The sequence below is a fragment of the Streptomyces sp. NPDC058373 genome (genome assembly GCF_042723275.1).
GTDB lineage: Bacteria > Actinomycetota > Actinomycetes > Streptomycetales > Streptomycetaceae > Streptomyces.
This window is the reverse complement of sequence record NZ_JBHXJE010000020.1, coordinates 1-26999: the sequence shown is the minus strand read 5'-3', so window position 1 is coordinate 26999 and position 26999 is coordinate 1. Positions and strand designations below refer to the sequence as shown.

Sequence of the window (26999 nt, the reverse complement as noted above, 5' to 3'; positions counted from 1 at the left end):
TCAGTTGGTGCCGATCTTCGCCAGCAGGTCGACGATCCGGGCCTGGACGTCCTCGCTGGTCGAGCGTTCGGCCAGGAAGAGGACGGTCTCCCCGGAGGCGAGCCTCGTCAGCTCCGCCGGGTCGATCCCGGCGGCCGTGTAGACGACCAGCGGGGTGTGGTTGAGGCGGCCGTTGGCCCGCAGCCAGTCCACGACCCCGGCCCGCCGGCGCCGGACCTGCATCAGGTCCATCACCACGAGGTTGGGGTGCATCTGGGTGGCCAGGGTGACCGCGTCGCTGTCGGTGGTGGCCCGGGCGACCTGCATGCCCCGGCGCTCCAGCGCCGCCGTGAGCGCCAGCGCGATCTCCTCGCGCTCCTCGATGAGCAGGACCCGCGACGGGTGCTGCTCGCTGTCCCGCGCGGCGAGCGCCTTGAGGAGGACGGCCGGGTCGGCACCGTACGCCGCCTCCCGCGTCGCCTGCCCCAGCCCGGCGGTCACCAGGACCGGGACCTCGGCGGCGACCGCGGCCTGGCGAAGCGACTGGAGGGCGGTCCGGGTGATCGGGCCGGTCAGGGGGTCCACGAAGAGCGCGGCCGGGAAGGCGGCGATCTGCGCGTCCACCTCCTCCCGGGAGTGCACGATCACCGGACGGTACCCGCGGTCGCTGAGCGCCTGCTGGGTGGAGACGTCGGGCGCCGGCCAGACCAGCAGACGCCGGGGGTTGTCGAGCGGCTCGGGGGGAAGCTCGGCGTCCTGCGGCTGCGGCTGCGGCTGGTTGGCCACCTCCACGGCGCCGTTGGGACCGTCCAGCGGCTCCGGCCCCTCGGCCCCCTCGTCGGGCGCGCCTATCGCGTACGAGCGGCCCTGCGCGGGATAGCCGTCGGTCTCGGGCGTCGGCGCCGGCGCCTGTACGGGCGCGGCGGGCACGGGAGCCGCCTGCTGCTGCGGCGCCTGCGGGGCGGCCTGCCGCGGCGCGGGCGCGCCCTCCTCCGCGGCCGGGGGCGTCCCCAGCTTGCGGCGGCGCCCCGCGGCGGGCGTCGCGGGCGGCGGCGGGTTCTGCGGGGGCTTGGCCGGATTGTTCAGCGGACGGCGCTGCGGCTCGGCCGGACGGCCGGGCGCCGCGAAGGGGACGCCCTGACCGAGGGTGCGCACGCTGAACGCCCGATTCTGCGCGGTGGCCGCCTGCTGCTCGGCGGTCTCCGCCGGGAGCGGCTGGGCCACACGCTGCGGCTGCGCCACCGGCGCGGCCGGGGATGTTTCACGTGAAACCGGAGCAGCGGGCGCTTCGGGCGATGTTTCACGTGAAACATGGTCGAGCGGCGCCTCGGTGGATGTTTCACGTGAAACAGGCGGCTCGGGGCTGCCCGCTTCGACGGGCGATGTTTCACGTGAAACCGTCTCGGGCTCACCCTGAAGCCCCGGGACCGTGCCTGTCTGCGGCCCGCTGGTCGGCTCCTGCGCCTCGGCGGGGGGAGCAGCCTCCGGCAGCGGCACCGATCCGGTCGCCGTGGCCGGCGCGGCCCAGCCCTCCGCGGCGGGCGGCGAGACCGGCGTGCCTCCGGCGGGCGTCGCCTCGGGGAGCGGTACCGAGGCGGACGGCAGCGGATGCGGCTGCGGCGGGGTGTGGTCGAGCGCGGGGTGTCCCGCCGGGCCGTGCGCGGCGTCCTCCGCGGGGAGCGCGAACCCGGGCCCGGCCTCCGCGGCCTGGCCCTCGCCCTGCGCCTGCCCGGGCCCGTCGGCCAACGCCCGGCGGGCACGCCGGGGAGCCGCCGCCTGATGACCGGCCAACGCCTGCCCGGCCCGCGGCTCCTGAGCGGCAGGAACACCGGGGAACGCCATGCCGGGCGGAACCTGCACCGGAGCAACGGCGGGCTGCTGGACGGGCAGGCCCGGCTGCGGCACGGGCTGCCCCGGGGCGACGGAGTGCTGCCCCGGGAGCCCGGTGGGCGGGGTGCCCTGTTCCACGGGCTGGGCGGCGGTGCCGGGTGCCGGAGCGGGCTGGGTGCCAGGGGCGCCGGGAGCCGTCGGCGCCCCGCTCACCGGCGGTAGCGGCATCGAGGGCGCGGCGGCCTCCTGCGCACCGGCGGCCCGCGGCGGCGCGAACGGGTGCTGCGGCTGTACCGCACCGGCGCCCGGGGCGGGGTAGGCCACGGGCGCCGGTGCGGTCCCCTCGGCCGACGGGGCATTCGGCGGCACCGATGTCCCGGACGCGGCGGCCTGGAGCGCATCGCCGACGGCGAACGGCGGCGTCAGCGGGCCCCCGGCCGGAGGCTGGGGTGCGGGCTGACCGGGTTGCCGGCCCGGCAGGACGGCCTCCGTCGGGAAGCCGGGCGGGACCGGCGCGTGCGGCACGGCGCTCTCCGGGAATCCCGGCGCCGGGGGCGCGCCCTGCACCGCCGAACCCTGCACCGCCGCACCCTGGGCCGTCGGGCCGGCGGGCCGGGCCGGGGCGGTCGGCTGGACCGGGGCGCCGGGCGTCGCCGGGGCGACGGGCAGGCCCGGCTGGGCGCCGGGGTTCGGGGCCGGGGTTTCGGCGGGGGACGCCGGAGGCGTGGCCGCCGTGTGCGGGTTCGCCGGCGTCGCCGGTACCGGAACGGCGGTCGGCAGGGCGGGGGTCGCCGGGGTGGCGGGGTCTGCCGGGGCGGGCGGAACCGGGACACCGGGCGCGACGGTGACCGGCGGGACGGGGCCCGTGGCAGGGCTAGGGGCGGTCGGCTGCGCGGGCACGGCCGTCCCGGTGGACGCGGCGGTCGGGCCGGACGGCGGCGCGAACGGGGGCGCCACGGGGGAGGCGCCCGCCTGACCGGCCGCAGGGGTGGGCGCGGGCACGCCGGGCTGCTGACCCGGAGCCGTACCCGGAGCCGCCCCGCCCGGCGGGACCGCTCCAGGGGCATTTCGGCCGTTCGGCGTGCCGGGGTGCGGCGGCTGAGCGGGAGTGGCGGCTCCCGCCTGAGGCACCGGCACGCCGGCCTCGGGCCCCTGCGCTCCGGCATGCGGAGCCTGCGGGGCGGGGGCCTGGCCGGGCAGAGCTGACACGTGCTCGGCTCCCGGCACCCCGGGGGCGCCGAGTGCGGGCCGCTCGCCCTGCGGCTGCCCACCGGCCGGGGGCAGCGCGGGCATGCCCGAGGCGGCCGGAGCCGGCCGGTGACCGCCGGCGGGCCGCTGGTCGTCGGGCGCCTGGGCGGGGCGCGGCACGGCCGCGGTGAGCCCGGGGCGGACGCCCGGGGCGATGACGACGGCGGCGCCCGGGCCGCTCGACCCCGCGGGCGGCAGCGCCGGCTGGGCGGCCCGGCGTCCGGTCGGGGGCACCCCTTGCGGAGGCACCGTTCCCCCGAGCGCGCTGGCCGAGGCCGCGGTACCGGCGGCGTGTTCGGCGGCGGTGGTGACCGCCCCTTCCGAGGTCGCGGCGGCCGCGGCGGTCTCACCCTCCGCAGCGGCGGCCCGGCGGCGCCTGCGCCCCGTGCCGCCCTCGGAGGCACCGGTGGGCGCGGGCAGCGCGACGGCGCTGCCCGCCGCCGGGGTCTCGCCCGCCTGCTCGACCTCAACACCCTCCACGGGCGTCTCGTCGGCCGCCCGGCGGCCGCGGCGGCGACCCGTGGGCGCGGCGGCGGCGACCTGACCGGGCTCGGCGGCGCCGTCGGTGGAGGCACCGAGGAAGGAGTCGACGGAGGAACGCGGCGCGGCCCGCCTGCGCCGCCGCCCGTGCGGCCGCTCCGCCTCGGACTCGCCACCGTTGGCGTCGCCGTCGCACGCCTGGGCGGGGACGGACCCGGCGGGGAGCTCGTCCTGCGCCCGGGCGGGGACCGCACCGGCGCCCTCGCCGAGAGGCACGTCGAGGACGTAGGCGCTGCCGCTCATGCCGGGCATGGCGTGGGTCTGGAGGACGCCGCCGTGGGCCCGGACGATGCCGCGCACGATCGGCTCGTGCACCGGGTCGCCGCCCGCGAACGGGCCGCGTACCTCGATGCGTACCGCGTTGCCGCGCAGGGCCGCCGCGACGACCACCGTGGAGTCGATGTACCCCCCGGCCATGGCCTGCGGGGTCTGCCGGGCGTTGCCGGTGGCGTCGATGCCGGCCACGTCGGCGATCAGGTGGGCCAGCGCGGTGGCGAAGCGGTGCGGGTCGATCTCCGCCTCGATGGACGGGGCGTGCACCGCGAACTGCGCCCGGCCCGGGCCGATCAGCTCGACGGCGCCCTCGACACCTGCCGCGATGACCTCGTCGAGCAGCACCTTCTTACGGTCCAGGGTGTCCTGTCCGGCGTCCAGGCGCTGGTAGCCCAGAACGTTGTCGACCAGGGTCGTCATCCGCGCGTACCCGGCGGAGAGGTGGTGCAGGATCTGGTTGGCCTCGGGCCAGAGCTGGCCCGCCGGGTCGGCGGCCAGTGAGCCCAGTTCGCTGCGCAGGTGGTCGAGGGGGCCGCGCAGCGAGTCGGAGAGCACCGCGACCAACTGGTCGTGGCGGGCGGCCAGCGCCTCGTAGCGGTCCTTCTCGCGCTCGCCGAGCGCCGCGTACCGCTCCTTCTCGCGCTCCGCCAGCGCCTCGTACCGCTCGGTGGAATCCCGCTCCAGCGTCTCGTACCGCTCGGTGGACTCGCGTTCCAGCGTCTCGTACCGCTCCCGGGAGGTGCGCTCCAGCTCCTCGTACCGCTCGCGCGAGGTGCGCTCCAGCTCCTGGTACTTCTCGGTGGAGGAGCTCTCCAGCTCCTCGTACCGCCGCTGTTCGCGCTCGGCCAGCTCCTGGTAGCGCTCCTCGGCGCGCGCCTTCTCCTCGGCGTGCTCGGCGACGAGTTCCTCGTGGGCGCGGCGGTCGGTGAAGGTGACGACGGCGCCGACCAGCTGGTCGCCGTCGCGGACCGGCGCGGTGGTGAGGTCGACGGGCACCGGCGAGCCGTCCTTGGCCCACAGCACCTGCCCCCGCACCCGGTGCTTGCGCCCGGAGCGCAGCGTGTCGGCGAGCGGCGACTCGGCGTACGGGAAAGGCTCGCCGTCGGCCCGCGAGTGCAGGACCAGCGTGTGGAACTCCCGGCCACCCAGGTCCCCGGCGCGGAAGCCGAGGATCTGCGCCGCCGCCGGGTTGACCAGGACGACCCGGCCGTCGGTGTCGGTGCCGACGACGCCCTCGGCCGCCGCCCGCAGGATCATCTCCGTCTGCCGCTGCGAGCGCGCCAGTTCGGCCTCGGTGTCGACGGCCCCGGAGAGGTCGCGGACCACGATCATCAGCAGCTCGTCGCCGGTGTACCGCTGTTCGCCCGGTCCCGTGCCCAACTGCGAGGGAGCACCCCAGCCGGACTCCCGCCCGTCGGCGAGACTCGCGCTGGTCACCTCGACAGGGAACTCGAACCCGTCGGTACGCCGGGCCGTCATCCGCGTCGGCTTGGTACGGCCCTGCTCGTCGATGGACTCCGGGCGGCGCATCGACCCGGGGATCAGCCGCGAGTCGAACTGCGGGAGCAGGTCGAGCAGTCCGCGCCCGACCAGCGCCGTCCCGGGGGCCTCCAGGGTCTCCAGGGCGATGGTGTTGGCGTTGACCACCGTGCCGTTGCAGTTGACGAGCACCAGGGCGTCGGGGAGCGCGTCGAGTATTGCTGCGAGGCGAGCAGCGCCTCGTGATGGCCTGCTGCTCACGACGACGGTTCCTCCCTGATCACTGCGGTTTGCCGACCTCTCGGGTCATCCTGTCCCCGGGTCCGCAGCCTGTCACGGGAAGGAGTCTACGGGCAGACCGGTCCCCGGGTGCCGGATGAGAGGGAGGTCGCACGGAGGAGGTGTGTGCCTTGTGCGCGGGTCCCGTCATGATCCGGTCGAGGGCAGGACAGGGACGAGCTGGTCCCACTTCGCGATGCGGCACCCGTCGGTCCGCGCGAACGACGCGTCCACGGCCCGTCCCCGCCAGCTCCCCTCGACCCGCGCCGTCGCGTCCCCGCCGTACTGCATGGTGCACATGGCGTCCCGGGGCACCGGCGCGAACGGATCCCGCCCCTCCGCCGCCAACTCCGCCAGCCGCGCACACGCACCCACCACGTCCCGGTGATCCCCGCCGCCGGGCCGGCACCGCAGCTCGTACGTCCCGTCCCCCGCCCCCGCGTCCCGCACGGTCACCGTCAGCCGGTCCTGCGCCCCGCCGAGCCCCGGCCCCGCGCCGAGCCCCGGCACCCCGATCGGCGGCGGCACGGGCCCGGAGGGCGCGGGCTGGGAGTGCGCCTGCGCGGCGAGAGGTAGGGCGCCCAGCAGGGCGGCGGAGGCGGTGAGGGCGAGGGCGATACGGCGCAGCAAGGCAGGCTCCAGGTCGTCCGGTACAGAGCGCCGGGCATTCCGGCGCCCTGCCTAACGCCCCGCCGCCGCCGACGTTCCGCTCCCGCACCACGCCAAGAAAGCTTTGCCCTGCGGGCATCGCGCCTAGTACCTTGGGTGGCGATTGGTGACGGGCCACCTGGCTGTGTCATCATCTGGACGCACCTTCGCCGCGCGAGGGTGTGCTGGAGGCGTCGCCTAGTCCGGTCTATGGCGCCGCACTGCTAATGCGGTTTGGGGTTTACCCCCCATCGAGGGTTCAAATCCCTCCGCCTCCGCCTCACCGAAGCCCCGATCGCCCAGCGGTCGGGGCTTCGTCGTGCCGGGGACGCCGCGCCGCACTCCGCCGCCCGCGAGGCCCCGGCCCGAGTGCCGCAGGGGCTTCGCCGGCATCGGCCCGGCCCGGGGGCTTGCCATCCGGCGGGAAGAGGGGGCGGGATCAGCCCCTCGCCGGCCGCGGCACCCGCCGGAACTCTGCTCCGGAGCTCCGCCACACGCCCCGGGCCCCGGAGTCTCCAGATCACCCACTTGGGCGTTTCCGCAGGTCAGAGGGGGTGGGCTAATCGGATTTCGCCTCACGCCGCAGGTCATGTAATGTTGTCCACGCAACGCCGACCGGGGCGAAAAAAACCCGGGAAGCACAAGCACTCGTAGCTTAACGGATAGAGCATCTGACTACGGATCAGAAGGTTGCAGGTTCGAATCCTGCCGAGTGCACAGCAGGCGAGAGGCCCCCAGGAGAAGACTGGGGGCCTCTCGCGTTGTGCGTTCAGGGCTGAGGCGGAGTCGGGCGTTCGTACCCGAGGACGTCGTGAAGCCAGCGGTCGAAGTGCCGGTGCTCGGCCCGTCGGTCGCCCGCGGTGGCCAGCCACTCGCGGGCAGCGGTGAGCATGTGCTCCTCGGCTTGTTCCGTCTCGGCGGGCCTGAGTTCGACCCAGTCGGTCAGTTCACCCCAGATGGAGGCGAGCGCGTGCGGCGCTTCGTCGCCGTCGTCCGCCGGCACTCCGCCGCTCGCGAGGCCGAGGATCTCCAGTGCCGACTCGTACGGCGAGGCGTCGCTGTTCAGCATGGTCGCCGCGCACACCGCGACCGCCGCGCGGAAGGTGTCGGAGTCCGTCATGGGCGCGGAGTAGGCGGTGCGCGCGCCGTCGGGCCGGGCGGAAAGGACCGGCGAGGTGTGGCCCGGGACGCGTATCTTTCGGCGCGGTCGACGAGAGAGGGGCTGCTGTGGGCGGTGGAGGGACGGGCGTGCGGGTTCGGGAGTTCGTGGGTGGGGATCTCGGGGCCGTGGTGGAGCTGTCGTTGCGGGCGTGGGAGCCGGTGTTCGCGAGCTCTGCCGAGGTGATGGGTGGGGAGATCTATCGGCGGGAGTATCCGGACTGGCGGGTTTCGCAGCGGGGTGCGGTGGAGGAGGTCTGTACCGGCGGGAAGGCGGAGGTGTGGGTCGCGGAGGACGAGGCGGCGGGGGGCGTGGTGGGGTTCGTGGCGGTGGTGCTGGAGGGTGAGGAAGAGGCGGGGAAGCGGGCGGGGGCCGTGGAGATGCTGGCGGTCGATCCGGAGCTTCAGGGGCGGGGCGTCGGGACGCTGCTGACCGGGTTCGCCACGGAGTGGATGCGGGGCAGAGGGGTGACGTTGGCGTCGATCTGGACCGGTGGGGACCCTGGGCACGCGGCGGCGCGCAGGACGTACGAGAAGGCGGGGCACACCGCCTTGCCGCTGGTCAGGTACTACAAGGCGTTGTGAGGGGAGTGGGGCGCGTGTGGTGGTGCACCGGGATGGCGTGGCGGGAGGGCGGGCCCGTGCTCGGGTGGTGGGGAGAGGGAAGGGGCGAGCGGGGGAGCGCGCTGCGGTTCGGGGACGCGGTGGCGTTCGGGGTGGTGGGGGAGCGGCGGTGCCTCGGGGTGTGGCGGGGCGGGCGGCGCGTGGTGTGTCCGGTGGGGGCCGAGGTGGGGGCGGGGAGTACGCGGGCGCAGTGCGAGGAGTGCGCTCGGCTGGACCGGGCGCAGTCGGTGGCGGCGGACACCATGGCGGACGATCCGCGGCCGTACGCGGTGTATCTGGCCTGGTTCGGGCCCGGGATGGTCAAGGTCGGCATCACGCGCGAGGACCGTGGGGCGGCGCGGCTGCTGGAGCAGGGGGCGGTGGCGTTCGGCTGGCTGGGGCGCGGGCCGCTGATGGCGGCGCGACGGGCGGAGGAGTTGCTGCGGGCGGCGCTGGGGGTGCCCGACCGGGTGCCGTACGCGCGGAAGCGGGCGGTGCGCGGGGAGCTGCCGTCGGCCGAGGCGCGGACGGGGGAGTTGGCGGAGTTGTACGGGCGGGCCGTGGGGCTCCCCGGGTGGCCGGAGGCGTTGGAGCGGGCGGAGTTCGCGGTGGTCGACCAGGCGGAGGTGTTCCGGCTGGGGGACGGGGAGTGGGCCGGGGCCGAGGCGGTCGTGGGCGGGTTGCGGGACGGGGCTGTCGTGGTGGGGAGGCTGGTGGGGGCCGCCGGGCCTGATCTGCATCTGGCGCGGCAGGGGGCCGGCGGCCGGCTGCTGGTCGTCGATACGCGGTGGATGGCCGGGTGGCGGTTGGTCGCGAGGGGCGGGGGCGGCGAGGCGGCGGCGGTCACTTCGGGGGTGGAGGTGCGGGCGCTGCGGCCTTCGCATCGGCAGGGCGGATTGTTCTGAGGGTCGGTCGGCGTTCCGCTCGGACGGCTCTGCCCGGCCGGTCCTGCTCGGGGCGGGTCTCTGCCCGGCCGGTGCCCTCGGGACAGGGGTCCGCCCGACAGGTCTCCCCTCGAATCCGGCCTCCGCCCGACCGGCGCTTCCCGGCGGTCCCGCCGACCGGCACCCCGCCCGAAAAGGGCGGCCCCGCCCCCCTCCCCCAATTTCTCAGCGGATTCATAGGTTCCGCTCAGTGGCCTCTCAGGCCCCCGGCCCACGATGGCCGGCATGAGCCTGACGATGGACGCGGAACGGATCGTGACGGCGCGGCGACAGGTGGCGTCGGCGGAGGAGACTGTCCGGGTGCTGCTGGGCGCCGCCGGCGGCGACGGGGCCTCGCTCGGGGCGGCGTTGCGGGCCGAGGGGTGGTGTGTGGTGAGTGCCGGGGCCGAGTTCGTGGACGTCGCGCGGGAGTTCCGGCCGGATGTCGTCGTGCTGGACGGGATTCCGGCGGATGTGCGCGGGCGGCTGGCGCGGCTCGGGGAGGTGCTGCCGGAGGTGCCGGTGCTCTTCGTGAGCGGGGACGGGGCGCGGGCGGTCGCCCGGGTGCGGGCGCTGGTCGACTCGGCCGGGGGCCGCACGCCGCGCCTGGTCGTGGGGGACCTGGTGATGGACGAGGAGGCGCGCGAGGTGACGCGGGCCGGGGTGCCGGTACGGCTGACCGTCACCGAGTTCGAACTGCTGCGGTACCTGATGCGCAACCCGCGCCGCGTACTGAGCAAGGCGCAGATCCTGGAGCGGGTCTGGGGCGCGGGCGCCGAGGCGCGCGGGAACCTGGTCGAGCTCTACATCTCGTACCTGCGGCGGAAGCTCGACGCGGGTGGGGCCGAGCCGATGATCCACACGCGGCGGGGCGCCGGGTACGTCCTCAAGGCGGCGGGCACGGGCTGAGCCCGGCGCCCGCCGCCTCGCGGGTCAGCGCCGGGCGAGCCGCAGGTCGGCCACGAGCGGCAGGTGGTCCGAGGCGGTGCCGGTCGGGGCGACCCGGGCCGAGCGGATCTCCAGCCCCGCCCCCACCGCGACGTAGTCGATGCGGCGGTCCGGCGCGGAGGCGGGGAAGGTCGGCGCGCCCGGGTCGGCGTCGCGCAAGGTGCGCCAGAGCGGGGCGAGTTCGGGGGCGTCGGGGCGGGCGTTGAAGTCGCCTAGCAGGAGGTGGGCGGGGCAGCGGCCCGGGCACGGGCGGTCCATGACGCGGAGCATGTCGGCGACCTGGGCGGCGCGGACGGCGGGGTCGGGACGGTAGTCGAGGTGGGTGGCGTAGACGTCGACGGGGACGCCCCGGACGGAGAGGGTGGCCTGGAGGAAACCGGGGCCGGGCTCGGGGAGCGGGGTGTCGCCCTGGGTGGAGAGCCGGGTGATCTCGTGGTTGCGGGTGCGCAGCACGGGGTGGCGGGAGAGGACGGCGACGCCGAACTCCCGGCGCGGGGGCGTGGGGCGGGAGGCGGCGGGGTCCGGATCGAGGCTGTAGATCGGCCCGAAAGCGACGTGCATTCCCAGTCGGCGGGCGAGTTCACGGGCGAGATCGCGCCATTGGCTGCGATCGCCCCAGTGGACGTCCACCTCCTGGAGGCCGATGACGTCCGCGTCGAGGGAGCGCAGGGCGGTCACCTGCCGGGGGAGGTCGAAGACCTCGTCCTCCCCCGCCCCTGCGTGGATGTTGTAGGTGGCGACGCGGAGCGGAACCGGGCGCGGAGTGGCCGGATGGGCGGTGGTGGAGGCGGTCAGGACGAGCCCGATGGCCAGAAGGAGAGGTACGACATGGCGTCTCAAAGCCAGGTCCATGCGCATGATTGCCTCTTTTCCGGGTGGGTGGCGAGCCCCGGAACGGTATCGGGAGAGGCAGGGTTTTACACCGTAGAAGGCTGGCTTTACGGTGTATAAGTCAGTGGCACCCGCCCCGTACCCCCCGCCCAGGACCCGAGGAGCCCCACGGATGACCGCGTCCGCCGAGAGCCCGGCCCCCGCGCCGGCCCCTGACGCCCCCGACCCCGCCCCGGAGGCGCAGGGCCACCCCCAGCGCTGGCTCATCCTCGGGGTGATCTGCCTGGCCGAACTGGTGGTGCTGCTCGACAACACCGTGCTGACGGTGGCGATCCCCTCGCTCACCCGCGAACTGGCCGCCTCCACCTCCGACATCCAGTGGATGATCAACGCCTACGCGCTCGTGCAGTCCGGGCTGCTGCTCACCGCGGGCAACGCCGCCGACCGGTACGGGCGCCGCAAGATGCTGCTGACCGGGCTGGTGCTCTTCGGCATCGGGTCAGTGGTGGCGGGGCTCGCCACCACCTCCGCGCAGCTCATCGCGGCCCGCGCCGGGATGGGGGTGGGCGGCGCGCTGCTGCTGACCACCACCCTCGCGGTCGCCATGCAGATCTTCGCGCCGCAGGAGCAGGCACGGGCCATCGGCATCTGGGCGGCGGTCAACGCGCTCGGCTTCGCGGCCGGTCCGCTCATCGGCGGTGTGCTGCTCAACCACTTCTGGTGGGGCTCGATCTTCCTCGTCAACGTGCCCGTCGTGCTGATCGGCGTGGTCGCCGTGGTGGCGCTGGTGCCGGAGTCGAAGAACCCGCGCGGCGACCGGCCCGACCTGGTCGGCGCGCTGCTCTCCACGGTGGGCATGACCTCACTGGTCTACGCGATCATCTCCGGCCCCGAGCACGGCTGGAGCTCGCCCACGGTGCTGGCGGGTGCGGGGCTGGGCCTCGCCGTGCTGACCGGGTTCGTCCTCTGGGAGCTGCGGGTGCCGCACCCCATGCTCGACATGCAGTTCTTCCGCGACAAGCGGTTCACCGGCGCGGTGGCGGGCGCGGTCCTCATCACCTTCGGCATGGGCGGCTCGCTCTTCCTGCTGACCCAGCACCTCCAGTTCGTGCTGGGGTACGGGCCGTTGGAGGCGGGGCTCAGGACGGCGCCGCTGGCGCTCACCGTGGTGGTGCTCAACTTCTCCGGGATATCGTCCCGCTGGACCAAGCGGCTCGGCACCCCCGCCGCGATCGGCGTGGGCATGTCGATGCTGGCCGTCGGCGTGACCTCGATCGCCCTCTTCGCCTCGGACGGGTACACCGGGGTGCTGGCCGGGCTGCTCTTCATCGGCGTCGGCTGCGCCATCGCCAACCCGGCCATGGCGCTGGCCATCATGAGCGCGATCCCCCGCGAGAAGGCCGGGGTCGGCGCGGGTATCAACGGCACCCTCGCCGAGTTCGGCAACGGGCTCGGCGTGGCGGTCCTCGGCGCCGTCCTCAACTCCCGGTTCGCCGCCCTCCTCGGGGTCGGCGCGGCCGGGTCGTTCCCGGCGGCGATGGCGGCGGCCGACTCCGACGCGGCGCGGGAGCGGGTCACCGACTCCTTCTCGACCGGGCTCTCCACCAGCCAGTTCGTCGGCGCCGCCGCCGTCCTCACCGGCGGCCTCCTCGCCGCCTACCTGCTGAGCCGCGCGGAGCGCGCCGAGCCGGGCTCCGACCACACCGAGGAAGGCGCTCCCCGTGCCGCGTGACGCCCGACGCCCCGCCGCCCGGCCGGAGGCCGCCGCTCCCCCGCCCCCGGGCGCGACCGGTGAGCCCGCCGCAGGACCCGGCGTCCCCGCCGAGACGGCCCCGCCCCGGCCCAGCATCTGGCTGGCCGACGCGGAGGAGCAGGCCGGACCGGCCAGGTCCGCGGGTCGCAACGGGCTCGACCGGGAGCGGATCACCGAGGTGTCGGTGCGGCTGCTGGACGCCGAGGGGCTGCCCAAGTTCTCGATGCGGCGGCTGGCGGGCGAGATGGGCGTCACCGCGATGTCCCTGTACTGGTACGTCGACACCAAGGACGACCTGCTGGAGCTCGCCCTCGACGCGGCCTTCGCCGAGCTGGGGACGGGGGACGCCGGGGAGAGCGGGCAGCCGGGCGAAGCCGACGACTGGCGGGCCGAGTTGCGGGGCCTGGCCGCCGGTTACCGCGCTCTGCTGGTCCGCCACCCCTGGGTGTCGACGCTGGCGGGCACCTACCTCAACATCGGCCCGCACTCGATGGCGTTCTCCCGCCGGATGCGGGCGGTGCTGGCCGGGACCGGGCTGGCGCCGGCCACCCGCGCGGGCGCCATGGCGGCGGTCTCGCAGTTCGTCCACGGCTTCGGCACCTTCGAGGGCCACTACGTCGAACGCTCCCGGCAGGCGGGGATGACGCAGGACGCCTACTTCCGCCACGCCATGGGCTCGATCCGCGAACACCCCGGCCTGGAAGGTGACTTCACGGAGCCGGGCCGCCTGCTGGCGGAGCGCGGCGGGCACACCGTGGAGGAGATGCGGGAGCGGGACTTCACCCTCGCCCTCGACCTGCTCGTCGCCGGGATCGAGGCGATGGTGGCGCGGGAGGCCTGACGGATGCCCGTACGGCGGGTGCCGGGCCGGGGCCCGCCGTACGGAGACCGGCTCAGGCCGACCGGGCCGGGAACCCGCCGGTGGCGACCGGGCCCCACCGCTCCGGCGTGATCCGGATGAGCGACTTGCCCTGCTTCACCATGGCGGCGCGGTACTCGTCCCAGTCGGGGTGCTCCCCGGAGATGACCCGGAAGTACTCGACCAGCGGCTCGACCGAGTCGGGCGCGTCGACGACCTCGGCGGTGCCGTCGATCTGGACCCAGGGCCCGTTCCACTCGTCGCTCAGCACGACGACGCTGACCTTCGGATTCCGCTTGGCGTTCCGGGTCTTGGCCCGTTCCGGGTAGGTGGAGACGACGATCCGGCCCTCCCCGTCGACCCCGCAGGTCAGCGGAGAGGCCTGCGGGGAGCCGTCGGCGCGGGCGGTGAGCAGCAGGGCCCGGTGCCGGGGCCGGACGAAGTCCAGCAACTCCGCGCGGTCGACCCGGGTGTTGGTGGCGATGGAGGGAGACATTCCCGCACCCTACGCGGGGCTGGGGCGCGGCGCCGGGCGCCCGCGACGGCAGGGCCGTACGTGTCGCCGGACGGGCTCGAACAAAGCCCGGCCGGCGATTGAGCCATCTTGGACCGGCGCCGCCCCGGGGCGCCCGCTGACGGCCTCCGGGCCGAGGCGGGGGCCCGCAGACCGCCCCGCGCGCGCGGAAGCGCCCACGCCCCGCTCCGGGCCCGCCGAGGGCTCACCCCTGCGGCAGCGCCTCCCCCTGCACCGCCTGGATGTCCATCTCCACCCGCAGCTTCGTGCCGATCGCCGAGATCCCTGCCTGGATGACCTGGTTGTAGTTCATCGCGAAGTCCTCGCGGCGCAGTTCGGCGGTGGCGCTGAAGGCGGCGCGGGTGCCGCCCCAGGGGTCGGAGCCGGTGCCGAGGTAGCGCAGGTCCAGGTCGACCGGGCGGGAGACCCCGTGCATGCGCAGGTCGCCGTGGACGGTCCAGCGGTCCTCGCCCGCGACCGTGAGGCCGGAGCTGAGGTAGGTGAGCTGCGGGTAGTTGACCACGTCGAGAAAGTCCGGGGACTTCAGGTGGCCGTCCCGCATCTGGTTGCCGGTGTCGATCGAGGCGGCCTGGATGACCGCCTCCACGCGGGACTTGGACCAGCCGTCGTCCCCGCCGATCTCGATCCGCGCGGTGAAGTCGGTGAACCGGCCGCGCACGCTGGAGATCCCCAGGTGCTGGGCGACCGCGCCCACCGTCGAGTGCGCCGGGTCGACCGTCCAGGTCCCGGGCGCGGGCAGCTCCGTACCGCCCTGCCGGGTCAGCACGACCGTGCCCGCGTCGGCCCGGCCGCCCGCGCCGACCAGCGCGGTGGAGGCGGACGGGCCGTAGCCCACCGCCGTGACGATGACCGTGTACGGGCCGGGGGCCAGCTCGGCCGGCTCCTCGACCATGCCGTCCGTGTCGGCGTCGGCACGGATGATCTGGCGTCCGGTCATGTCCGTGACGGTGACGACGGCGTGGGGTACTGCCCATCCGTCGCGGGTCCGAATCCGTGCGGTGAGTCCCATCCGGTCTCTCTCCCTTGCGCAGTTCCGCTGTTCTCGGTGTGCGGAGCCGGTCCGGCGCCGGGGTGGCCGTGAAGTCCTGCACGGCGCCCCCTGGCCGGACCGGTCGCCGCGGCCGCGAAGCGCGGCCCGGTGCCTCCGGCCCGCCCCTCCCCGCCCGGGCGCGAGCCCGGCGGTCGAGAGGCGGGAAGTCTGTCTGTGCGGGCGGCTCTCCCGCCCGCGCCCCCGATGGTCCACCCGTGCCCGGTTCCCCGTCCGGACGCCGCATCCGTACGACACCTCCGTACCGAAACGGTTCGCCCCCGGCACCCCTTTCGCCGCGAGGCGACCCTTACGGGTGGAGCCGCCCGGCGCGGCGCGGCCGGACCCGGTGACGGCGACGGGCCCCGGACGGCGGCGGACCGGCCGTCCCCTGCCGGTCCACCACCCTGTCCGGGGCCCTTCCACGGGTTCCGCCCGGCGCCTCCGCTGGAAACGCCCGCCGGCCCCGCGGCCTGTGGCCGCCGCGCCCGGCGCCGCTCGCGAGGAGGGCGCCGGGCGCGGGCGGGGTCACTCGCCGGGGTGGGCGAGCTCGATGTCGTGCCCGTCGGTGCCGGGCCCGCTGAGGCTGACCGCGGTGGCCACCGGCGGGTAGCCGGTCGCGATCACGGTGTACTCGCCGCCGTCGAGGTCGGCGAACCCGTAGGCCCCGTCCTCGGCGGTGGTGCGGGTGGCGACCACGTTGCCCGCGGCGTCGACCAGGGTGACACGCACCCCGGCCAGCGGACCGCCGGCGGCGCGTACGACGCCCTGGACGCGGGCGCCGGTGTGCAGGGCGACCTCGACGTGGGTGACGCCGGTGGCGCCGACCTCGACGGGGAGCGCCGCCGGGCGGTGGCCCTCGGCGTTGACCGCGACGGTCACCGCGCCGGGCACCAGCTCGGTGAAGGCGAACGCGCCCGCCTCGTCGCTGGCACCGGTGGCCAGCACGTCGCCGCGCACGTCGGTGACGATCACCATCGCGCCGGGCACGGGGGTCCCGGCGTCGGCGGTACGCACCGCTCCGGTCAGGCCGCTCGTCCCGCTGAGCAGGATGTCGTAGCCGAGGGGCTGCTCGCCGACCACGATGGTGGAGGCCTGCGGCTGGAAGCCGTCGGCCGAGGCGATCAGCACGTAGCTGCCGGGCTCCGGGGCGTCCAGCGCGTAGGAGCCGTCGCCCTGGGCGACCGCGCGGCCGAGCTGGCGCCCGCCGAGCGAGATCAGCGTGACGGTGGCGTGCACCACCGGCGCGTTCTCCGCGCCCCGGACCGAGCCGTGCACGGTGATCCCGTTCGACACGGCCGGGGCCGCATCGAACGCCTGGGTCCGGGCGGGGGCCGCCTGCTGGCCGCCCGCGCCGAACGCGGTGTCCGCGGTGGCGGCACCGACGCCCGCGGGCACCCGGGTCTCCTCGGCGGCCGGGAGCGGAGCGGTCTGCTCGCTCTCGGACTGGGCGAGGGCGCCCTGGGTCCGCAGCGGGACCTCCTTGATGAAGATCGCGGCGATCAGGGCGAGGGCCGCGATCGGGGCGCCGATCAGGAAGACGTCGGCGATACCGTGGCCGTAGGCCGCCTCGAAGACGGTCCGGACCGGGGCCGGCATGGCGTTCAGGTCGGGGAAGCCGCCGCTGGAGCCGCCGCCCTGCTCGGCCGCCGCGGCGGCCTTCGGGCCGAGTTCGGTCAGCCCGTCCTTGACGTAGTCGCCGATCTTGTTCGCCATGACCGCGCCGAGCGCCGAGACGCCGACCGCGCCGCCGAGCGAGCGGAAGAAGGTGACGACGGAGCTGGCGGAGCCGAGGTCCGAGGGGGCCACCTGGTTCTGGGTGCAGAGCACGAGGTTCTGCATCATCATGCCGACGCCCAGACCCATCAGCGCCATGAAGAACGCGATGTGCCAGTACGGAGTGTCGTAGCGGATCGAGCCCAGCAGGCCGAGGCCGGCGGTGAGCAGCACCGCGCCGGAGACCAGCCACGCCTTCCAGCGGCCGTTCCTGGTGATGATGATGCCGGAGACCGTGGACGAGATGAAGATGCCCATGATCATCGGGATCGTCATGACACCGGACATCGTCGGCGACTCGCCGCGCGCCAGCTGGAAGTACTGGCTGAAGAAGACGGTGCCGGAGAACATCGCGATACCGACGAAGAGCGAGGCCAGCGAGGCGAGGGTGATCGTGCGGTTGCGGAAGAGCCGCAGCGGCATGATCGGCTCGCTGGCCTTCGACTCCACCAGGATGAAGATCAGCGCCAGCACGACCGAGCCGCCGACCATGACCGCGGTCTGCCACGACATCCAGTCGTACTTGTCCCCGGCGAAGGTCACCCAGACCAGCAGCAGGGAGACCGCGGCGACGACGAAGAACGCGCCGGTCCAGTCGACCTTCACTTCCCGCTTGACCACGGGCAGCTTCAAGGTCTTCTGGAGCACCAGCAGGGCTATCAGGGCGAAGGGCACGCCCACGTAGAAGCACCAGCGCCAGCCGAGCCACGAGGTGTCGGTGATGACGCCGCCGAGGAGCGGGCCGCCGACGGTGGCCACGGCGAAGGTGGCGCCGAGGTAGCCGCTGTACCGGCCGCGCTCACGCGGCGCGATCATCGCGGCCATGATGATCTGGGCCAGCGCGGCGAGACCGCCCGCGCCGATGCCCTGGACCGCCCGGCAGGCGATGAGCATGGCCGGGTCCTGCGACAGCCCCGCGACGATCGAGCCGATCGCGAAGATGACCAGGGCTATCTGGACCAGGACCTTCTTGTTGTACAGGTCCGCGAGCTTGCCCCAGAGCGGCGTGGAGGCCGTCATGGTCAGCAGCGAGGCGGTGACGACCCAGGTGTACGCGCTCTGCCCGCCGCCCAGGTCTCCGATGATCTTGGGCAGGGCGTTGGAGACGATCGTCGACGAGATGATCGCGGCGAACATGCCGAGCAGAAGCCCGGAGAGCGCCTCCATGATCTGCCGGTGCGACATGGGCGCACCGGCAGACGCCGCGGCGGCGCCGCCGTGCTTGGCGGCATGGCTGCCCCGCACACCTTCCGGCGTGGTTGTTGCCATGAAAATCCTTCTCTTACATCGTGCGCGGATGTACGTCCCCCGTCCGGACGGACACGGACGGCGGGCCGGTCCCCACCGCGGGTGCGGCCGGACCGGCCCGCCGTCCGCGCGTCCTAGAGGGAGGTACGGACGGTCGGGTCGTCGCTCGGCGCCCCCGCGGGCTCATCGGTGAGCCGGCTCGGGATCGAGCGGCAGTCGCCGAAGTCCTCGCGCAGGCGGCCGAGGAGCGAGATGAGCTGGTCGACTTCCTCGTCCGACCAGTTCTCCATGTAGTGGCCGAGCGCTCTGACATAGCGCTCGGACAGCTCGGTCAGCAGGAGCTTGCCCTCGGGCGTGAGACGGAGGATCCGGGACCGGCGGTCCGACGGGTCCGGCGACCGGTCGAGCCAGCCGCGGTCCGCCACGTGTGCCACATGGCGGCTGGTGACCGACATGTCGACGGCCAGCAGCTCGGCCATCCGGCTCATCCGCATCTCGCCGTGCAGGTCGAGAAGGTTGAGTACCGCGATGGAGCCGGGCGGGCAGTCGTGCGGCAGGACGCGTGCGAGTCCTCTTTTCACAGCTCCGATGGCGCTGAGCTGACGGGCCAGTTGCTCGTACTGGGACTGAGCAGCCATCGGCCTCTCCTGTTTGTTGCTTAGGGCAACGATAGAACTGGATGGTTGCCGCAGGCAAACGAAAATGGGGCAATCGCGCTAAAGAGTCGGCAAAGCTCTGGGGTCGCAGTCGTAAAGCCCGGCAAAGCGCCGGACACAACCGGTAAAAGGCTGACTCCGCCCGGTACGGGCCCCCGCCCCGGCCTCCTCGCGCCCGCCGCCGGCGCACCGGACGAACCGGCCGAGATCCCCCGAGGGTTGGGCGTGCGGCCCGGATTCGCTAGTGTCCTGGCCCATGGCACACAACCCCCAGTCGCCGCAGGGTCCCCAGGGTCACGACCCGGCCGGCAGTACGCAGATGTTCCGCGCTTTCGTCGACGAGCCCGGCCCCGCCGGGCAGCAGCCCCAGGCCACCGGGTCCTCCGGGCCCCGGGTGGGGGTGATCGTCGGGATTGTCGCCGTCGTGGTGATCCTGGCCGCGGTCGGCTGGCTGGCGTTCTCCTGATCTCTGGAGCTTCGCTCGACAACGACGCGCCCCTTTGGCTCCCGAAGCTGGCTCGTCGGGGGCGGGCGGGGCAGGTGGTGGACGCGCGTCCCTCTTCGTGAGGGGCGCGCTTCTTTGTGGGCGGGGGAGTGTGGGGGCGCGTGCGGGCATGCCGCGGCGGCCGGACGTACGTCCTGGAGGGGACGTACGGCCGGCCGCCGGAAGCGGGGTGCCGGAGTGGTGGCTAGTCCGCGATCAGGCCCTCGCGGAGCTGGGCCAGGGTGCGGGTGAGGAGGCGGGAGACGTGCATCTGGGAGATGCCGACCTCCTCGCCGATCTGCGACTGGGTCATGTTGGCGAAGAAGCGGAGCATGATGATCCGGCGCTCGCGCGGCGGCAGCTTGGCCAGCAGGGGCTTCAGCGACTCGCGGTACTCCACGCCCTCCAGCGCTGCGTCCTCGTACCCGAGGCGGTCCGCGAGGGAGCCCTCGCCGCCGTCGTCCTCGGGGGCCGGGGAGTCGAGCGAGGAGGCGGTGTAGGCGTTGCCCACGGCGAGGCCGTCGACGACGTCCTCCTCCGAGACGCCGAGCGCCTGCGCCAGCTCGGGGACGGTCGGTGAGCGGTCCAGCTTCTGGGCCAGCTCGTCGCTGGTCTTGGTGAGCGCGAGGCGCAGCTCCTGGAGGCGGCGCGGGACCCGCACCGACCAGCTGGTGTCCCGGAAGAACCGCTTGATCTCGCCGATCACCGTCGGCATCGCGAAGGTGGGGAACTCCACCCCGCGCTCGCAGTCGAACCGGTCGATCGCCTTGATCAGGCCGATGGTGCCGACCTGGACGATGTCCTCCATCGGTTCGTTCCGGCTGCGGAAGCGGGCCGCCGCGTACCGGACGAGGGGGAGGTTCAGCTCGATGAGGGTGTCGCGGACGTACGCCCGCTCGGGGCTGTCCTGGCCGCCGGAGTCCTCCGCCGTCAGCTCGCGCAGGCGCAGGAAGAGGGAGCGGGAGAGGGTGCGGGTGTCGAGCGCGCCCGAGGACTCGGGGAGGTCGGCCGGGGCCGCCTCGTCGGTCTCCGGGAGCGGGGCTGCGGTGTCCGTGGCGCCGGGGGGTCCGGCCGCATGGACGGCCTGCGGCGGGGCCGTGGGCCGGAACGCGTCTTCCTGACGGGTCGTCTCCGGCGGCGGGACATGCGGGAATTCCGCACGGCCGAGCACACCGGGGGCACTCTTGCTGAGCGTGAGCACCTTCGAGCTGCCCTGTTCTGCGGACATGCCACCCCCTTGAGGTCGCGGACGGTCGCGGCGACGCCCTCGTCGAGGAACGCAGCCTCCACCTGAATACCGGCGGTGAGCCTGCGGCAAACGCCGTTCCCGCAGAATGTCACATGTCGGCAACACGCTGTAGCGGTAAGTCGACAAAAAAAGGGGGAGTTGGCCCCGGAAATGGGGGGTGTGGGGCTTTTCGCGCAGCCAGGGCCGCGAATCGAGACAACCCGTTCCGGTTAGGGCTCGATTCTGTTTGCGGATCGCAGCCGGGCGAAGCTCCGGGCCAGCAGGCGGGAGACGTGCATCTGCGAGACGCCGAGCTCCGCGCTGATCTGGGACTGCGTCAGGTTGCTGTAGTAGCGCAGCAGGAGGATGCGCTGCTCGCGCTCGGGGAGCTGCACCAGCAGGTGGCGGACGAGGTCGCGGTGCTCCACGCCGTCGAGCGCCGGGTCCTCGTAGCCGAGGCGGTCCAGCAGCCCCGGGAGGCCGTCGCCCTCCTGGGCCGCCTCCAGCGAGGTCGCGTGGTACGAGCGGCCGGCCTCGATGCAGGCCAGCACCTCGTCCTCGCCGATCCGCAGCCGCTCGGCGATCTCCGCGGTGGTCGGGGAGCGGCCGTGCGCGGTGGTCAGGTCCTCGGTGGCGCTGGTGACCTGCACCCACAGCTCGTGCAGGCGGCGGGGGACGTGCACGGTGCGGACGTTGTCCCGGAAGTACCGCTTGATCTCGCCGACCACCGTCGGCATGGCGAAGGTCGGGAACTGCACGCCCCGGTCGGGGTCGAACCGGTCGATGGCGTTGATCAGGCCGATGGTGCCGACCTGGACGACGTCCTCCATCGGTTCGTTCCGGCTGCGGAAGCGGGCCGCCGCGTACCGGACGAGGGGGAGGTTGGCCTCGATGAGGGCATTGCGGACCCGGCCGTGCTCGGCGGTGCCCGGCTCCAACTCCTTGAGCTGCGAGAAGAGGAGCTGGGTGAGGGCGCGGGTGTCAGCCCCGCGTTTGCGGGCGGCCGGGTCGGAGGCCCGCCCCGGCCGGAACGGCGCGCTGCGCGGCGCCCGCCCCGACTCCGCGCCCGAGCCGGGCACGGTTTCGGCACCCGGGGCGGCTCCGGCGCCGGGCACGGTGTTCGCGCCGCCCGGGCCGGGACCGTCCTGGGGCGGTGCGTGAGGCGCGGTTCTGGCCGGCACGGGCAACGCCACCCCTTGATCGTCAACTATCCGTCAAAAGCGGTCATAGCATCACAAGACGGATGCACTGTGTGCAAGCACCCGATAAAGCCGTGTTGAGGGGCAAGTTGGCGCAAATGGTGCAAACGTGCTGAGGCGCGCGCGATGTGTGCGGAGTGTACGAGCCCGGGGGTGCGCGCCGGGGCGCGCAGCGCGCGCGATGGCCCGTCCGGGCCGCCGGGGGCGCGTACTGCCTCCGTATGGCCGCCGCCACCCGGGGGCGATGCCACGCGGCGGCATCCGGGAGGGGGTGGGTCAGGAACTTCCGCCGTTGGCGACCCAGGTCATGAAGTCGCCGACGGCCTCGGCGGCGTTGGAGACGCCCTCGAAGCCCATCTGGACGTAGTCTGCCGCCTTCTCCGGGTCGGTGATGATCACGTACAGCAGGAAGACCACCACCACGTACAGCGCGACCTTCTTGGCGTGCACCACCCCTGCCGCCTCCCCTGGCGTCCCGGTTCCCGCTGGCGGGGACGCCCTCGTCGGCCGTCCCGGTTCCGCCACCCGACTGGTCGCCTGTGCGACGGATCGCGGAAGTTTAACGCGATGAGCCGATCTTCGGCCGGGGAGCCGTGTGAGGTTTCCGGGACCAATGGCCCCCGGGTGGGTTCGTTCGCCGGGCGGGAACGGTCCCGGCCGTCCACGCCGTACGGGGGCGGGCGAGGTTGCGACCGCCCGGCGGCGGACGGCCTCGGGGCCCGGCTCCGTGGGAGAGCCGGGCCCCGAGGCCGTCCCGGTGCTCCGGCGTGGAAGGCCGGCAAGCAGAACGTCCCCCACCTGTGTTTCCACAGGTGGGGGACGATGTCAGCGGTAGCGGTGGGATTTGAACCCACGGTGACTTGCGCCACACTCGCTTTCGAGGCGAGCTCCTTCGGCCGCTCGGACACGCTACCGAGAGAGAGCTTAGACCATCGGGGGCCGTGGGCTGAAATCGGTATCCGCACAGACCGAAGAGGGCCGGGGCCGCGGGATCAGCGGGCGCGGAAGAACTCGGTGAGGAGGGCGGCGCAGTCGGCGGCGAGAACGCCCTCGACGACCTCGGGGCGGTGGTTGAGGCGGCGGTCGCGGACCACGTCCCAGAGGGAGCCCGCGGCGCCGGCCTTCTCGTCGCGGGCGCCGTAGACGACGCGGTCGACGCGGGACTGGACGGCGGCGCCCGCGCACATGGTGCAGGGCTCCAGGGTGACGACCAGGGTGCAGTCGGTCAGCCGCCACCGACCGGCGCGGGCGGCGGCCCGGCGCAGGGCGAGGACCTCCGCGTGCGCGGTGGGGTCGCCGGCCGCCTCGCGCTCGTTGTGGGCGGCGGCGAGCAGATGGCCTGCCGGGTCGAGGACGACGGCGCCCACGGGTACGTCGCCACCGCGCCCCGCCCGCTGCGCCTCGGCGAGGGCCTGCCGCATGGCGGGCTCCCAGGGGGTGCGGACGGGGTCGGGGACGGGTCCGGCCGGACCGGCGGGCTCCGGGCAAGTGCTCTTCACACTCGGAACCTACCGGCCCGGCCGCGTACCCGCCCGGGCGGTCAGCCGCGGTGGGCCAGGACGGTCAGCGGACCGCCTCCAGCACCTCGGCCGCGCCGAGCACGTCGGCGATCTCGCTGAGGGCGTCCCCGGGGCGCAGGGCGTGCAGCTCCCGTTCGCCGACCCCGAGGTCGGCGAGGAGCGCGCCGTCCCCGAGGGGTCCGGCTCCGGCCTGGTCGGCCGGGTCGCCGGTGTCGTAGGTGTCGTCGTCCTGGTCCTCGCGGTAGGGCTCGCCCTCCTCCGTGCCGTCGAGGTCGAGGTCGGCGAGGACGTCGTCGTCCTCGGGGGTGCGGCCGAGCAGTTCGTCGGTGAGGAGCATCTCCCCGTACGAGCTACGGGCGGCCGCAGCGGCGTCCGAGACGTAGATACGCGGGTCGTCCTCACCGTCCACCCGGACGATGCCGAACCACGTGTCCTCCTGCTCGATGTAGGCCAGGACCGTGTCGTCGTCCGTCGTGGCCTCGCGGGCCAGATCGGTGAGGTCCGACAGGGTCTCCACGTCGTCGAGGTCTGTGTCGCTCGCTTCCCACCCGACTTCGGTGCGCGCGAGCAGTGCGGCGAAGTACACCGTGACTCTCCCACTGTCCTAGGTGTGCCGGTCGGCGGTTCCTCCGGCGGAGGCAGGCGGGGTGCCCCGCCCACCGGAATCGTGGCAGAAAGGAACCCGTCAGGTGAGGTCTTCCGCGTGCCGCGTGCGCGTCGCGCGTCCGGCGGGGTGGATCGGGGGCGTCCGGGGGCGCGCCGGGCCGCCTGAGGGAGTGCGGCAGGGCGTGTGCCGGGCCGGTGGGGCGCCTGGGGCGGGAGGGGGTACGGGCGCGCCGCCCGCGCCCCGTCACCAGCGGAACGTACGCATCCGCATCTGTTGGCGCATCCGGGCGGCGCGGGCGCGGCGCGGCTGGACCCGGGCGCGCAGCTCCTTGGCCTCGGTCAGCTCGCGCAGGAACTGGGCCCGCCTGCGACGGCGCTCGGCGTCCGACTCGGGCTCGCCGCCGCCCTCGCCCACGGAGGCGGGGCCGACAGGAGCGGCGGGGGCGGCCACCGCGTCCGGCCCGCCCGTCGCCCGCCTGCGGCGTCCCGCCGGGCCGGGGTCGGCCTCCCGGCCGGTGCCGGGGGCGCGCTCCAGGGCGCGGTCGAGGGTGCGCTCGCGGATCCGCGCCCGGGCCCGGCGGCGGGCCAGCTCGTGCTCGCGGTCCTGAGCGTGCTCCTGGTCGTGGTCGGCTGCGCACTCGGCGTCGGGGGCGCGGCCGGGGTCAGCCGCCCTGCCGGGGCGCCCGTCAGCCTCGGCAGGGGCGCCGGCAGGGGGCCCGCCGCGCCTGCCACCGGTGGGGCGAGCCTGGTCGCGGGCGGGTGCGGGCGATCCCTCGCGGGTGCGTATGCGCCCGCCGGGGGCGGGGCGAGCCTCGGCCTCTCCGGAGGGGTCCGCCGGGGCCCTGCCGGACGGGTCCGCCGGTGCCTCGCCGCGCCCTGGGCCGGGGCCGTGCGACGCCGAAGGCTCGCCCACGCGTGACCGCTCGCCGTCGCGGGCGGGAGCGCGGTCGCGCTCCGTGCGAGGTCCGGACGGTTCCGGCACCAGGTCACCACCTCAGGGCTGCTTCGCCACCCCCGCGCGGGTCCCGGGAGCTTTCCTCCACTTTCCCCCGGCGCGCCGCGTTGATGCCATCTGAGGGAGGCCCGGTCCGACCTGCCCGTTACTGTGGATGGCATGCGGATACACGTCGTCGACCACCCCCTGGTGGCGCACAAGCTCACCACGCTGCGCGACAAGCGCACCGATTCCCCCACTTTCCGTCGTCTGGCGGATGAGCTGGTCACCCTGCTCGCGTACGAGGCGACGCGGGACGTGCGCACCGAGCAGGTGGACATCGACACCCCGGTCGCGCGGACGACCGGCGTCAAGCTCTCGCACCCGCGTCCGCTGGTCGTGCCGATCCTGCGGGCCGGGCTCGGCATGCTCGACGGCATGGTGCGGCTGCTGCCCACCGCCGAGGTCGGCTTCCTCGGCATGATCCGCGACGAGTCGACGCTCCAGGCGTCCACCTACGCGGCGCGGATGCCGGAGGATCTCACCGGCCGGCAGGTCTACATGCTCGACCCGATGCTGGCCACCGGTGGCACCCTGGTCGCCGCCATCCAGGAGATGATCCGGCGCGGCGCCGACGACATCACCGCCGTCGTGCTGCTGGCCGCGCCCGAGGGCGTCGAGATCATGGAGCGCGAGCTGGCGGGGACCCCGGTCACCGTCGTCACCGCCTCCGTCGACGAGCGGCTCAACGAGAACGGCTACATCGTCCCCGGCCTCGGCGACGCCGGCGACCGCATGTACGGCCAGGCCGACTGAGGCGTTCCGCATACGGTACGACCGCGCCCCCGGGTCCGTGAGGACATCCCGGGGGCGCGGTCGTGTGCCGGGGGCGGGTCAGCAGCGGCCGCCCGGCGAGGGGGACGGGGAGGGCTTCGGGGCGTTGAGCGCCTTGAGGGCGCCGGTGGCGGCGGCCTCGGGGGTCAGCTTCTTGAAACCGTCGCCGATGATCAGGTCGATCTCGTTCGGCTTGCGGGAGCCCTTGGCGGGCTCGTCCGCCGCTTCGTCCGCCTTCTTGCCGGCGGCCTTGGCCGCCTTGGTGGGCTTGCCGCCGGCGCCCGGGGCCTCGACCTTCTGCTGGGCGCCGCCGACCTGGGTGGAGAGGACCGAGAAGGCGCCGTCGACCGCTTCGGCCGGGCCGAGCAGCAGGGCGGTGCCCTTGACCTTCTTGTCGTACTCCTTGGTCGCGTTGCCGACCTCGCCGATGGCGAAGCCGCGCTTCCTCAACGCGTCGGCGGTCTCCTTGGCGAGGCCGCCGCGCTCGGTGGCGTTGAGGACGTTGACCTTGATCTTGCCCGGCGCGGGGAGAGGATCGGCCTTGGCGGGGGAGGCGCTGGGGGCGGGCTGGGGGCAGTTCCGGCCGCCCGCCGCGGTGGCGGCGGAGCCGCCGGTGAAGACGTCGACGAGCTGGAACGTCCCCCAGCCGACGAGTCCGAGGGCCAGCACGCCGCCGGTGGCCGCCAGGACCAGCTTGCGGCGGCCGCCCGTACGGCGCATGCGGGGGTACTTGTCCCCCGTGATGCGGTACTTGCCGCCCATGCCGGGGGGAGTGAGCATGCTCATGAGGCGCAGCGTAATGCCGGCCAGGGGCAATGCCTACTAAAGGATCTACCGCTTGGTCCTGTCCGGTGGGAAAAGGGCCCGTTCGGTCGCGAGCAGATGCGGAACGGTCGCCTCCGTGGCCTGGGCACGACCGGGGCGCCGACGCGGCGCTCCTCCGTGGGGGTGCGCGGGGCGGCTGCGGAGTGCGGTGGTCCGCTCAGTCCAGTTCGAGGACGCGGGCGTGGAGCACCTGGCGCTGCTGGAGGGCGGCGCGGACGGCGCGGTGCAGGCCGTCCTCCAGGTAGAGGTCGCCCCGCCACTTGACGACGTGGGCGAAGAGGTCGCCGTAGAAGGTGGAGTCCTCGGCGAGAAGGGTCTCCAAGTCGAGCTGGCCCTTGGTCGTCACGAGCTGATCGAGGCGGACCGGGCGCGGTGCCACGTCCGCCCACTGCCGGGTGGATTCCCGGCCGTGGTCGGGGTACGGCCGGCCGTTTCCGATGCGCTTGAAGATCACACGGGAAGCCTACCGGGCCCGGGGCAGGGCCCGCAGCTCTGCTGCGGGCCCCTCATCGGGATTGGGGGTAAGTGTCCGGTTTGGCGCCCCCTGGGCGCCGGCCGGGCTGGGATGGCCTCAGGCGCCGGCCGGGCTTTGAAGGATGGCCTCAGGCGCCGGCCGGGCTGGAGGGGTGGCCTCAGGCGCCGGCCGGGCTTGAAAAGTGGCCTCAAGCGTCGGCCGGGCTGGAGGGGTGGCCGCCATCCGCGCCCCGCCTGCGGGGGGGGGGAGAGCCCGTGGAGGCGGACCCGACAGGCGGACGGCAGCCTCGAGGACGCGTGGG

The 26999-nt window shown here is 74.5% G+C and carries 23 protein-coding genes and 3 tRNA genes; 9 read left to right on the top strand and 17 right to left on the bottom strand.

What is annotated here, in order from left to right; all coding sequences use genetic code 11:
* Complete coding sequence (locus ACFWMZ_RS14420; protein ID WP_383201720.1) at nt 1-5610, bottom strand: PAS domain-containing protein; 5610 nt, start codon at nt 5608-5610, stop codon at nt 1-3.
* A gap of 165 nt (nt 5611-5775) precedes the next feature.
* The gene (locus ACFWMZ_RS14415) at nt 5776-6258 is read right to left on the bottom strand and encodes an SSI family serine proteinase inhibitor (RefSeq protein ID WP_383201717.1); all 483 of its coding nucleotides are present in this window, start codon (nt 6256-6258) and stop codon (nt 5776-5778) included.
* Between the two features lie 205 nt (nt 6259-6463).
* Here ACFWMZ_RS14415 and ACFWMZ_RS14410 point away from each other — a divergent pair.
* Together ACFWMZ_RS14410 and ACFWMZ_RS14405 are read left to right on the top strand one after the other, a co-directional pair.
* Nucleotides 6464-6554, top strand: a tRNA-Ser gene (locus ACFWMZ_RS14410).
* Between the two features lie 366 nt (nt 6555-6920).
* Nucleotides 6921-6993 (top strand) — tRNA-Arg (locus tag ACFWMZ_RS14405).
* Between the two features lie 52 nt (nt 6994-7045).
* On the opposite strand, the gene ACFWMZ_RS14400 is transcribed toward ACFWMZ_RS14405, so the two are convergent.
* Nucleotides 7046-7396: a hypothetical protein gene (locus ACFWMZ_RS14400; RefSeq protein WP_383201714.1), complete on the bottom strand. Its 351-nt coding sequence runs from the start codon at nt 7394-7396 to the stop codon at nt 7046-7048.
* A 128-nt stretch (nt 7397-7524) separates the two neighbouring features.
* Between ACFWMZ_RS14400 and ACFWMZ_RS14395 the strand changes: the two genes are divergently transcribed.
* The 3 genes from ACFWMZ_RS14395 (at nt 7525) to ACFWMZ_RS14385 (ending at nt 9869) form a co-directional block, all read left to right on the top strand.
* Nucleotides 7525-8019, top strand: coding sequence for a GNAT family N-acetyltransferase (locus ACFWMZ_RS14395; RefSeq protein ID WP_383201711.1), 495 nt, complete (start codon nt 7525-7527; stop codon nt 8017-8019).
* Between the two features lie 32 nt (nt 8020-8051).
* Complete coding sequence (locus ACFWMZ_RS14390; RefSeq protein WP_383201708.1) at nt 8052-8942, top strand: DUF2797 domain-containing protein; 891 nt, start codon at nt 8052-8054, stop codon at nt 8940-8942.
* Nucleotides 8943-9218: 276 nt separating this feature from the next.
* Nucleotides 9219-9869 (top strand): winged-helix domain-containing protein, encoded by a 651-nt coding sequence (locus tag ACFWMZ_RS14385; RefSeq protein WP_383173045.1) that lies wholly within the window; start codon nt 9219-9221, stop codon nt 9867-9869.
* Between the two features lie 24 nt (nt 9870-9893).
* On the opposite strand, the gene ACFWMZ_RS14380 is transcribed toward ACFWMZ_RS14385, so the two are convergent.
* The gene (locus ACFWMZ_RS14380) at nt 9894-10766 is read right to left on the bottom strand and encodes an endonuclease/exonuclease/phosphatase family protein (RefSeq protein ID WP_383201705.1); all 873 of its coding nucleotides are present in this window, start codon (nt 10764-10766) and stop codon (nt 9894-9896) included.
* A 145-nt stretch (nt 10767-10911) separates the two neighbouring features.
* On the opposite strand from ACFWMZ_RS14380, the gene ACFWMZ_RS14375 reads away from it, so the two are divergent.
* Entirely contained in the window at nt 10912-12471 is a 1560-nt protein-coding gene (locus ACFWMZ_RS14375; protein ID WP_383172821.1) for an MFS transporter, read from the top strand.
* On the top strand, nt 12461-13333 hold the full coding sequence (locus ACFWMZ_RS14370; RefSeq protein WP_383201702.1) for a TetR/AcrR family transcriptional regulator: 873 nt from the start codon (nt 12461-12463) through the stop codon (nt 13331-13333). The genes ACFWMZ_RS14375 and ACFWMZ_RS14370 overlap by 11 nt, the downstream gene beginning before the upstream one ends.
* A 52-nt stretch (nt 13334-13385) precedes the next feature.
* On the opposite strand, the gene ACFWMZ_RS14365 is transcribed toward ACFWMZ_RS14370, so the two are convergent.
* From ACFWMZ_RS14365 to ACFWMZ_RS14350, 4 genes are all read right to left on the bottom strand, one after another.
* Nucleotides 13386-13847 (bottom strand): PPOX class F420-dependent oxidoreductase, encoded by a 462-nt coding sequence (locus ACFWMZ_RS14365; protein WP_383172816.1) that lies wholly within the window; start codon nt 13845-13847, stop codon nt 13386-13388.
* 223 nt (nt 13848-14070) lie between these two features.
* Nucleotides 14071-14895: a YceI family protein gene (locus ACFWMZ_RS14360; protein ID WP_383172814.1), complete on the bottom strand. Its 825-nt coding sequence runs from the start codon at nt 14893-14895 to the stop codon at nt 14071-14073.
* A gap of 546 nt (nt 14896-15441) precedes the next feature.
* The gene (locus tag ACFWMZ_RS14355; protein ID WP_383201699.1) at nt 15442-17958 is read right to left on the bottom strand and encodes an MFS transporter; all 2517 of its coding nucleotides are present in this window, start codon (nt 17956-17958) and stop codon (nt 15442-15444) included.
* 113 nt (nt 17959-18071) lie between these two features.
* Nucleotides 18072-18575 (bottom strand): MarR family winged helix-turn-helix transcriptional regulator, encoded by a 504-nt coding sequence (locus ACFWMZ_RS14350; RefSeq protein WP_383172810.1) that lies wholly within the window; start codon nt 18573-18575, stop codon nt 18072-18074.
* 274 nt (nt 18576-18849) lie between these two features.
* Between ACFWMZ_RS14350 and ACFWMZ_RS14345 the strand changes: the two genes are divergently transcribed.
* Entirely contained in the window at nt 18850-19059 is a 210-nt protein-coding gene (locus ACFWMZ_RS14345) for a hypothetical protein (protein WP_383172808.1), read from the top strand.
* A gap of 223 nt (nt 19060-19282) precedes the next feature.
* Here ACFWMZ_RS14345 and ACFWMZ_RS14340 read toward each other — a convergent pair whose 3' ends face one another.
* From ACFWMZ_RS14340 to ACFWMZ_RS14310, 7 genes are all read right to left on the bottom strand, one after another.
* Nucleotides 19283-20305, bottom strand: a complete 1023-nt coding sequence (locus tag ACFWMZ_RS14340; RefSeq protein ID WP_383172806.1) for an RNA polymerase sigma factor SigF — start codon at nt 20303-20305, stop codon at nt 19283-19285.
* Nucleotides 20306-20535: 230 nt separating this feature from the next.
* The gene (locus ACFWMZ_RS14335) at nt 20536-21420 is read right to left on the bottom strand and encodes an RNA polymerase sigma factor SigF (RefSeq protein WP_383173043.1); all 885 of its coding nucleotides are present in this window, start codon (nt 21418-21420) and stop codon (nt 20536-20538) included.
* Nucleotides 21421-21780: 360 nt separating this feature from the next.
* Nucleotides 21781-21957, bottom strand: a complete 177-nt coding sequence (locus tag ACFWMZ_RS14330) for a hypothetical protein (protein WP_383172804.1) — start codon at nt 21955-21957, stop codon at nt 21781-21783.
* Nucleotides 21958-22333: 376 nt separating this feature from the next.
* Nucleotides 22334-22418 (bottom strand) — tRNA-Ser (locus ACFWMZ_RS14325).
* Between the two features lie 78 nt (nt 22419-22496).
* The gene (gene tadA, locus ACFWMZ_RS14320) at nt 22497-22925 is read right to left on the bottom strand and encodes a tRNA adenosine(34) deaminase TadA (RefSeq protein WP_383173041.1); all 429 of its coding nucleotides are present in this window, start codon (nt 22923-22925) and stop codon (nt 22497-22499) included.
* 142 nt (nt 22926-23067) lie between these two features.
* On the bottom strand, nt 23068-23610 hold the full coding sequence (locus tag ACFWMZ_RS14315) for a hypothetical protein (protein WP_383172802.1): 543 nt from the start codon (nt 23608-23610) through the stop codon (nt 23068-23070).
* Nucleotides 23611-23874: 264 nt separating this feature from the next.
* On the bottom strand, nt 23875-24081 hold the full coding sequence (locus tag ACFWMZ_RS14310) for a hypothetical protein (RefSeq protein ID WP_383173039.1): 207 nt from the start codon (nt 24079-24081) through the stop codon (nt 23875-23877).
* A gap of 663 nt (nt 24082-24744) precedes the next feature.
* On the opposite strand from ACFWMZ_RS14310, the gene upp reads away from it, so the two are divergent.
* Nucleotides 24745-25380, top strand: coding sequence for a uracil phosphoribosyltransferase (gene upp, locus ACFWMZ_RS14305; RefSeq protein WP_383172800.1), 636 nt, complete (start codon nt 24745-24747; stop codon nt 25378-25380).
* A 78-nt stretch (nt 25381-25458) separates the two neighbouring features.
* Here upp and ACFWMZ_RS14300 read toward each other — a convergent pair whose 3' ends face one another.
* Together ACFWMZ_RS14300 and ACFWMZ_RS14295 are read right to left on the bottom strand one after the other, a co-directional pair.
* Entirely contained in the window at nt 25459-26184 is a 726-nt protein-coding gene (locus tag ACFWMZ_RS14300; protein ID WP_383172798.1) for a LytR C-terminal domain-containing protein, read from the bottom strand.
* Nucleotides 26185-26380: 196 nt separating this feature from the next.
* Nucleotides 26381-26677, bottom strand: coding sequence for a type II toxin-antitoxin system VapB family antitoxin (locus tag ACFWMZ_RS14295; RefSeq protein ID WP_003949502.1), 297 nt, complete (start codon nt 26675-26677; stop codon nt 26381-26383).
* Nucleotides 26678-26999 lie beyond the last annotated feature (322 nt).

Coding starts and splice junctions, on each gene's coding strand:
- ACFWMZ_RS14400 (WP_383201714.1), bottom strand. CDS start 7,396: ATGACGGACTCCGACACCTTCCGCGCGGCGGTCGCGGTGTGCGCGGCG.
- ACFWMZ_RS14390 (WP_383201708.1), top strand. CDS start 8,052: ATGGCGTGGCGGGAGGGCGGGCCCGTGCTCGGGTGGTGGGGAGAGGGA.
- ACFWMZ_RS14385 (WP_383173045.1), top strand. CDS start 9,219: ATGGACGCGGAACGGATCGTGACGGCGCGGCGACAGGTGGCGTCGGCG.
- ACFWMZ_RS14380 (WP_383201705.1), bottom strand. CDS start 10,766: ATGCGCATGGACCTGGCTTTGAGACGCCATGTCGTACCTCTCCTTCTG.
- ACFWMZ_RS14375 (WP_383172821.1), top strand. CDS start 10,912: ATGACCGCGTCCGCCGAGAGCCCGGCCCCCGCGCCGGCCCCTGACGCC.
- ACFWMZ_RS14365 (WP_383172816.1), bottom strand. CDS start 13,847: ATGTCTCCCTCCATCGCCACCAACACCCGGGTCGACCGCGCGGAGTTG.
- ACFWMZ_RS14360 (WP_383172814.1), bottom strand. CDS start 14,895: ATGGGACTCACCGCACGGATTCGGACCCGCGACGGATGGGCAGTACCC.
- ACFWMZ_RS14355 (WP_383201699.1), bottom strand. CDS start 17,958: ATGGCAACAACCACGCCGGAAGGTGTGCGGGGCAGCCATGCCGCCAAG.
- ACFWMZ_RS14350 (WP_383172810.1), bottom strand. CDS start 18,575: ATGGCTGCTCAGTCCCAGTACGAGCAACTGGCCCGTCAGCTCAGCGCC.
- ACFWMZ_RS14345 (WP_383172808.1), top strand. CDS start 18,850: ATGGCACACAACCCCCAGTCGCCGCAGGGTCCCCAGGGTCACGACCCG.
- ACFWMZ_RS14340 (WP_383172806.1), bottom strand. CDS start 20,305: ATGTCCGCAGAACAGGGCAGCTCGAAGGTGCTCACGCTCAGCAAGAGT.
- tadA (WP_383173041.1), bottom strand. CDS start 22,925: ATGCGGCAGGCCCTCGCCGAGGCGCAGCGGGCGGGGCGCGGTGGCGAC.
- upp (WP_383172800.1), top strand. CDS start 24,745: ATGCGGATACACGTCGTCGACCACCCCCTGGTGGCGCACAAGCTCACC.
- ACFWMZ_RS14300 (WP_383172798.1), bottom strand. CDS start 26,184: ATGAGCATGCTCACTCCCCCCGGCATGGGCGGCAAGTACCGCATCACG.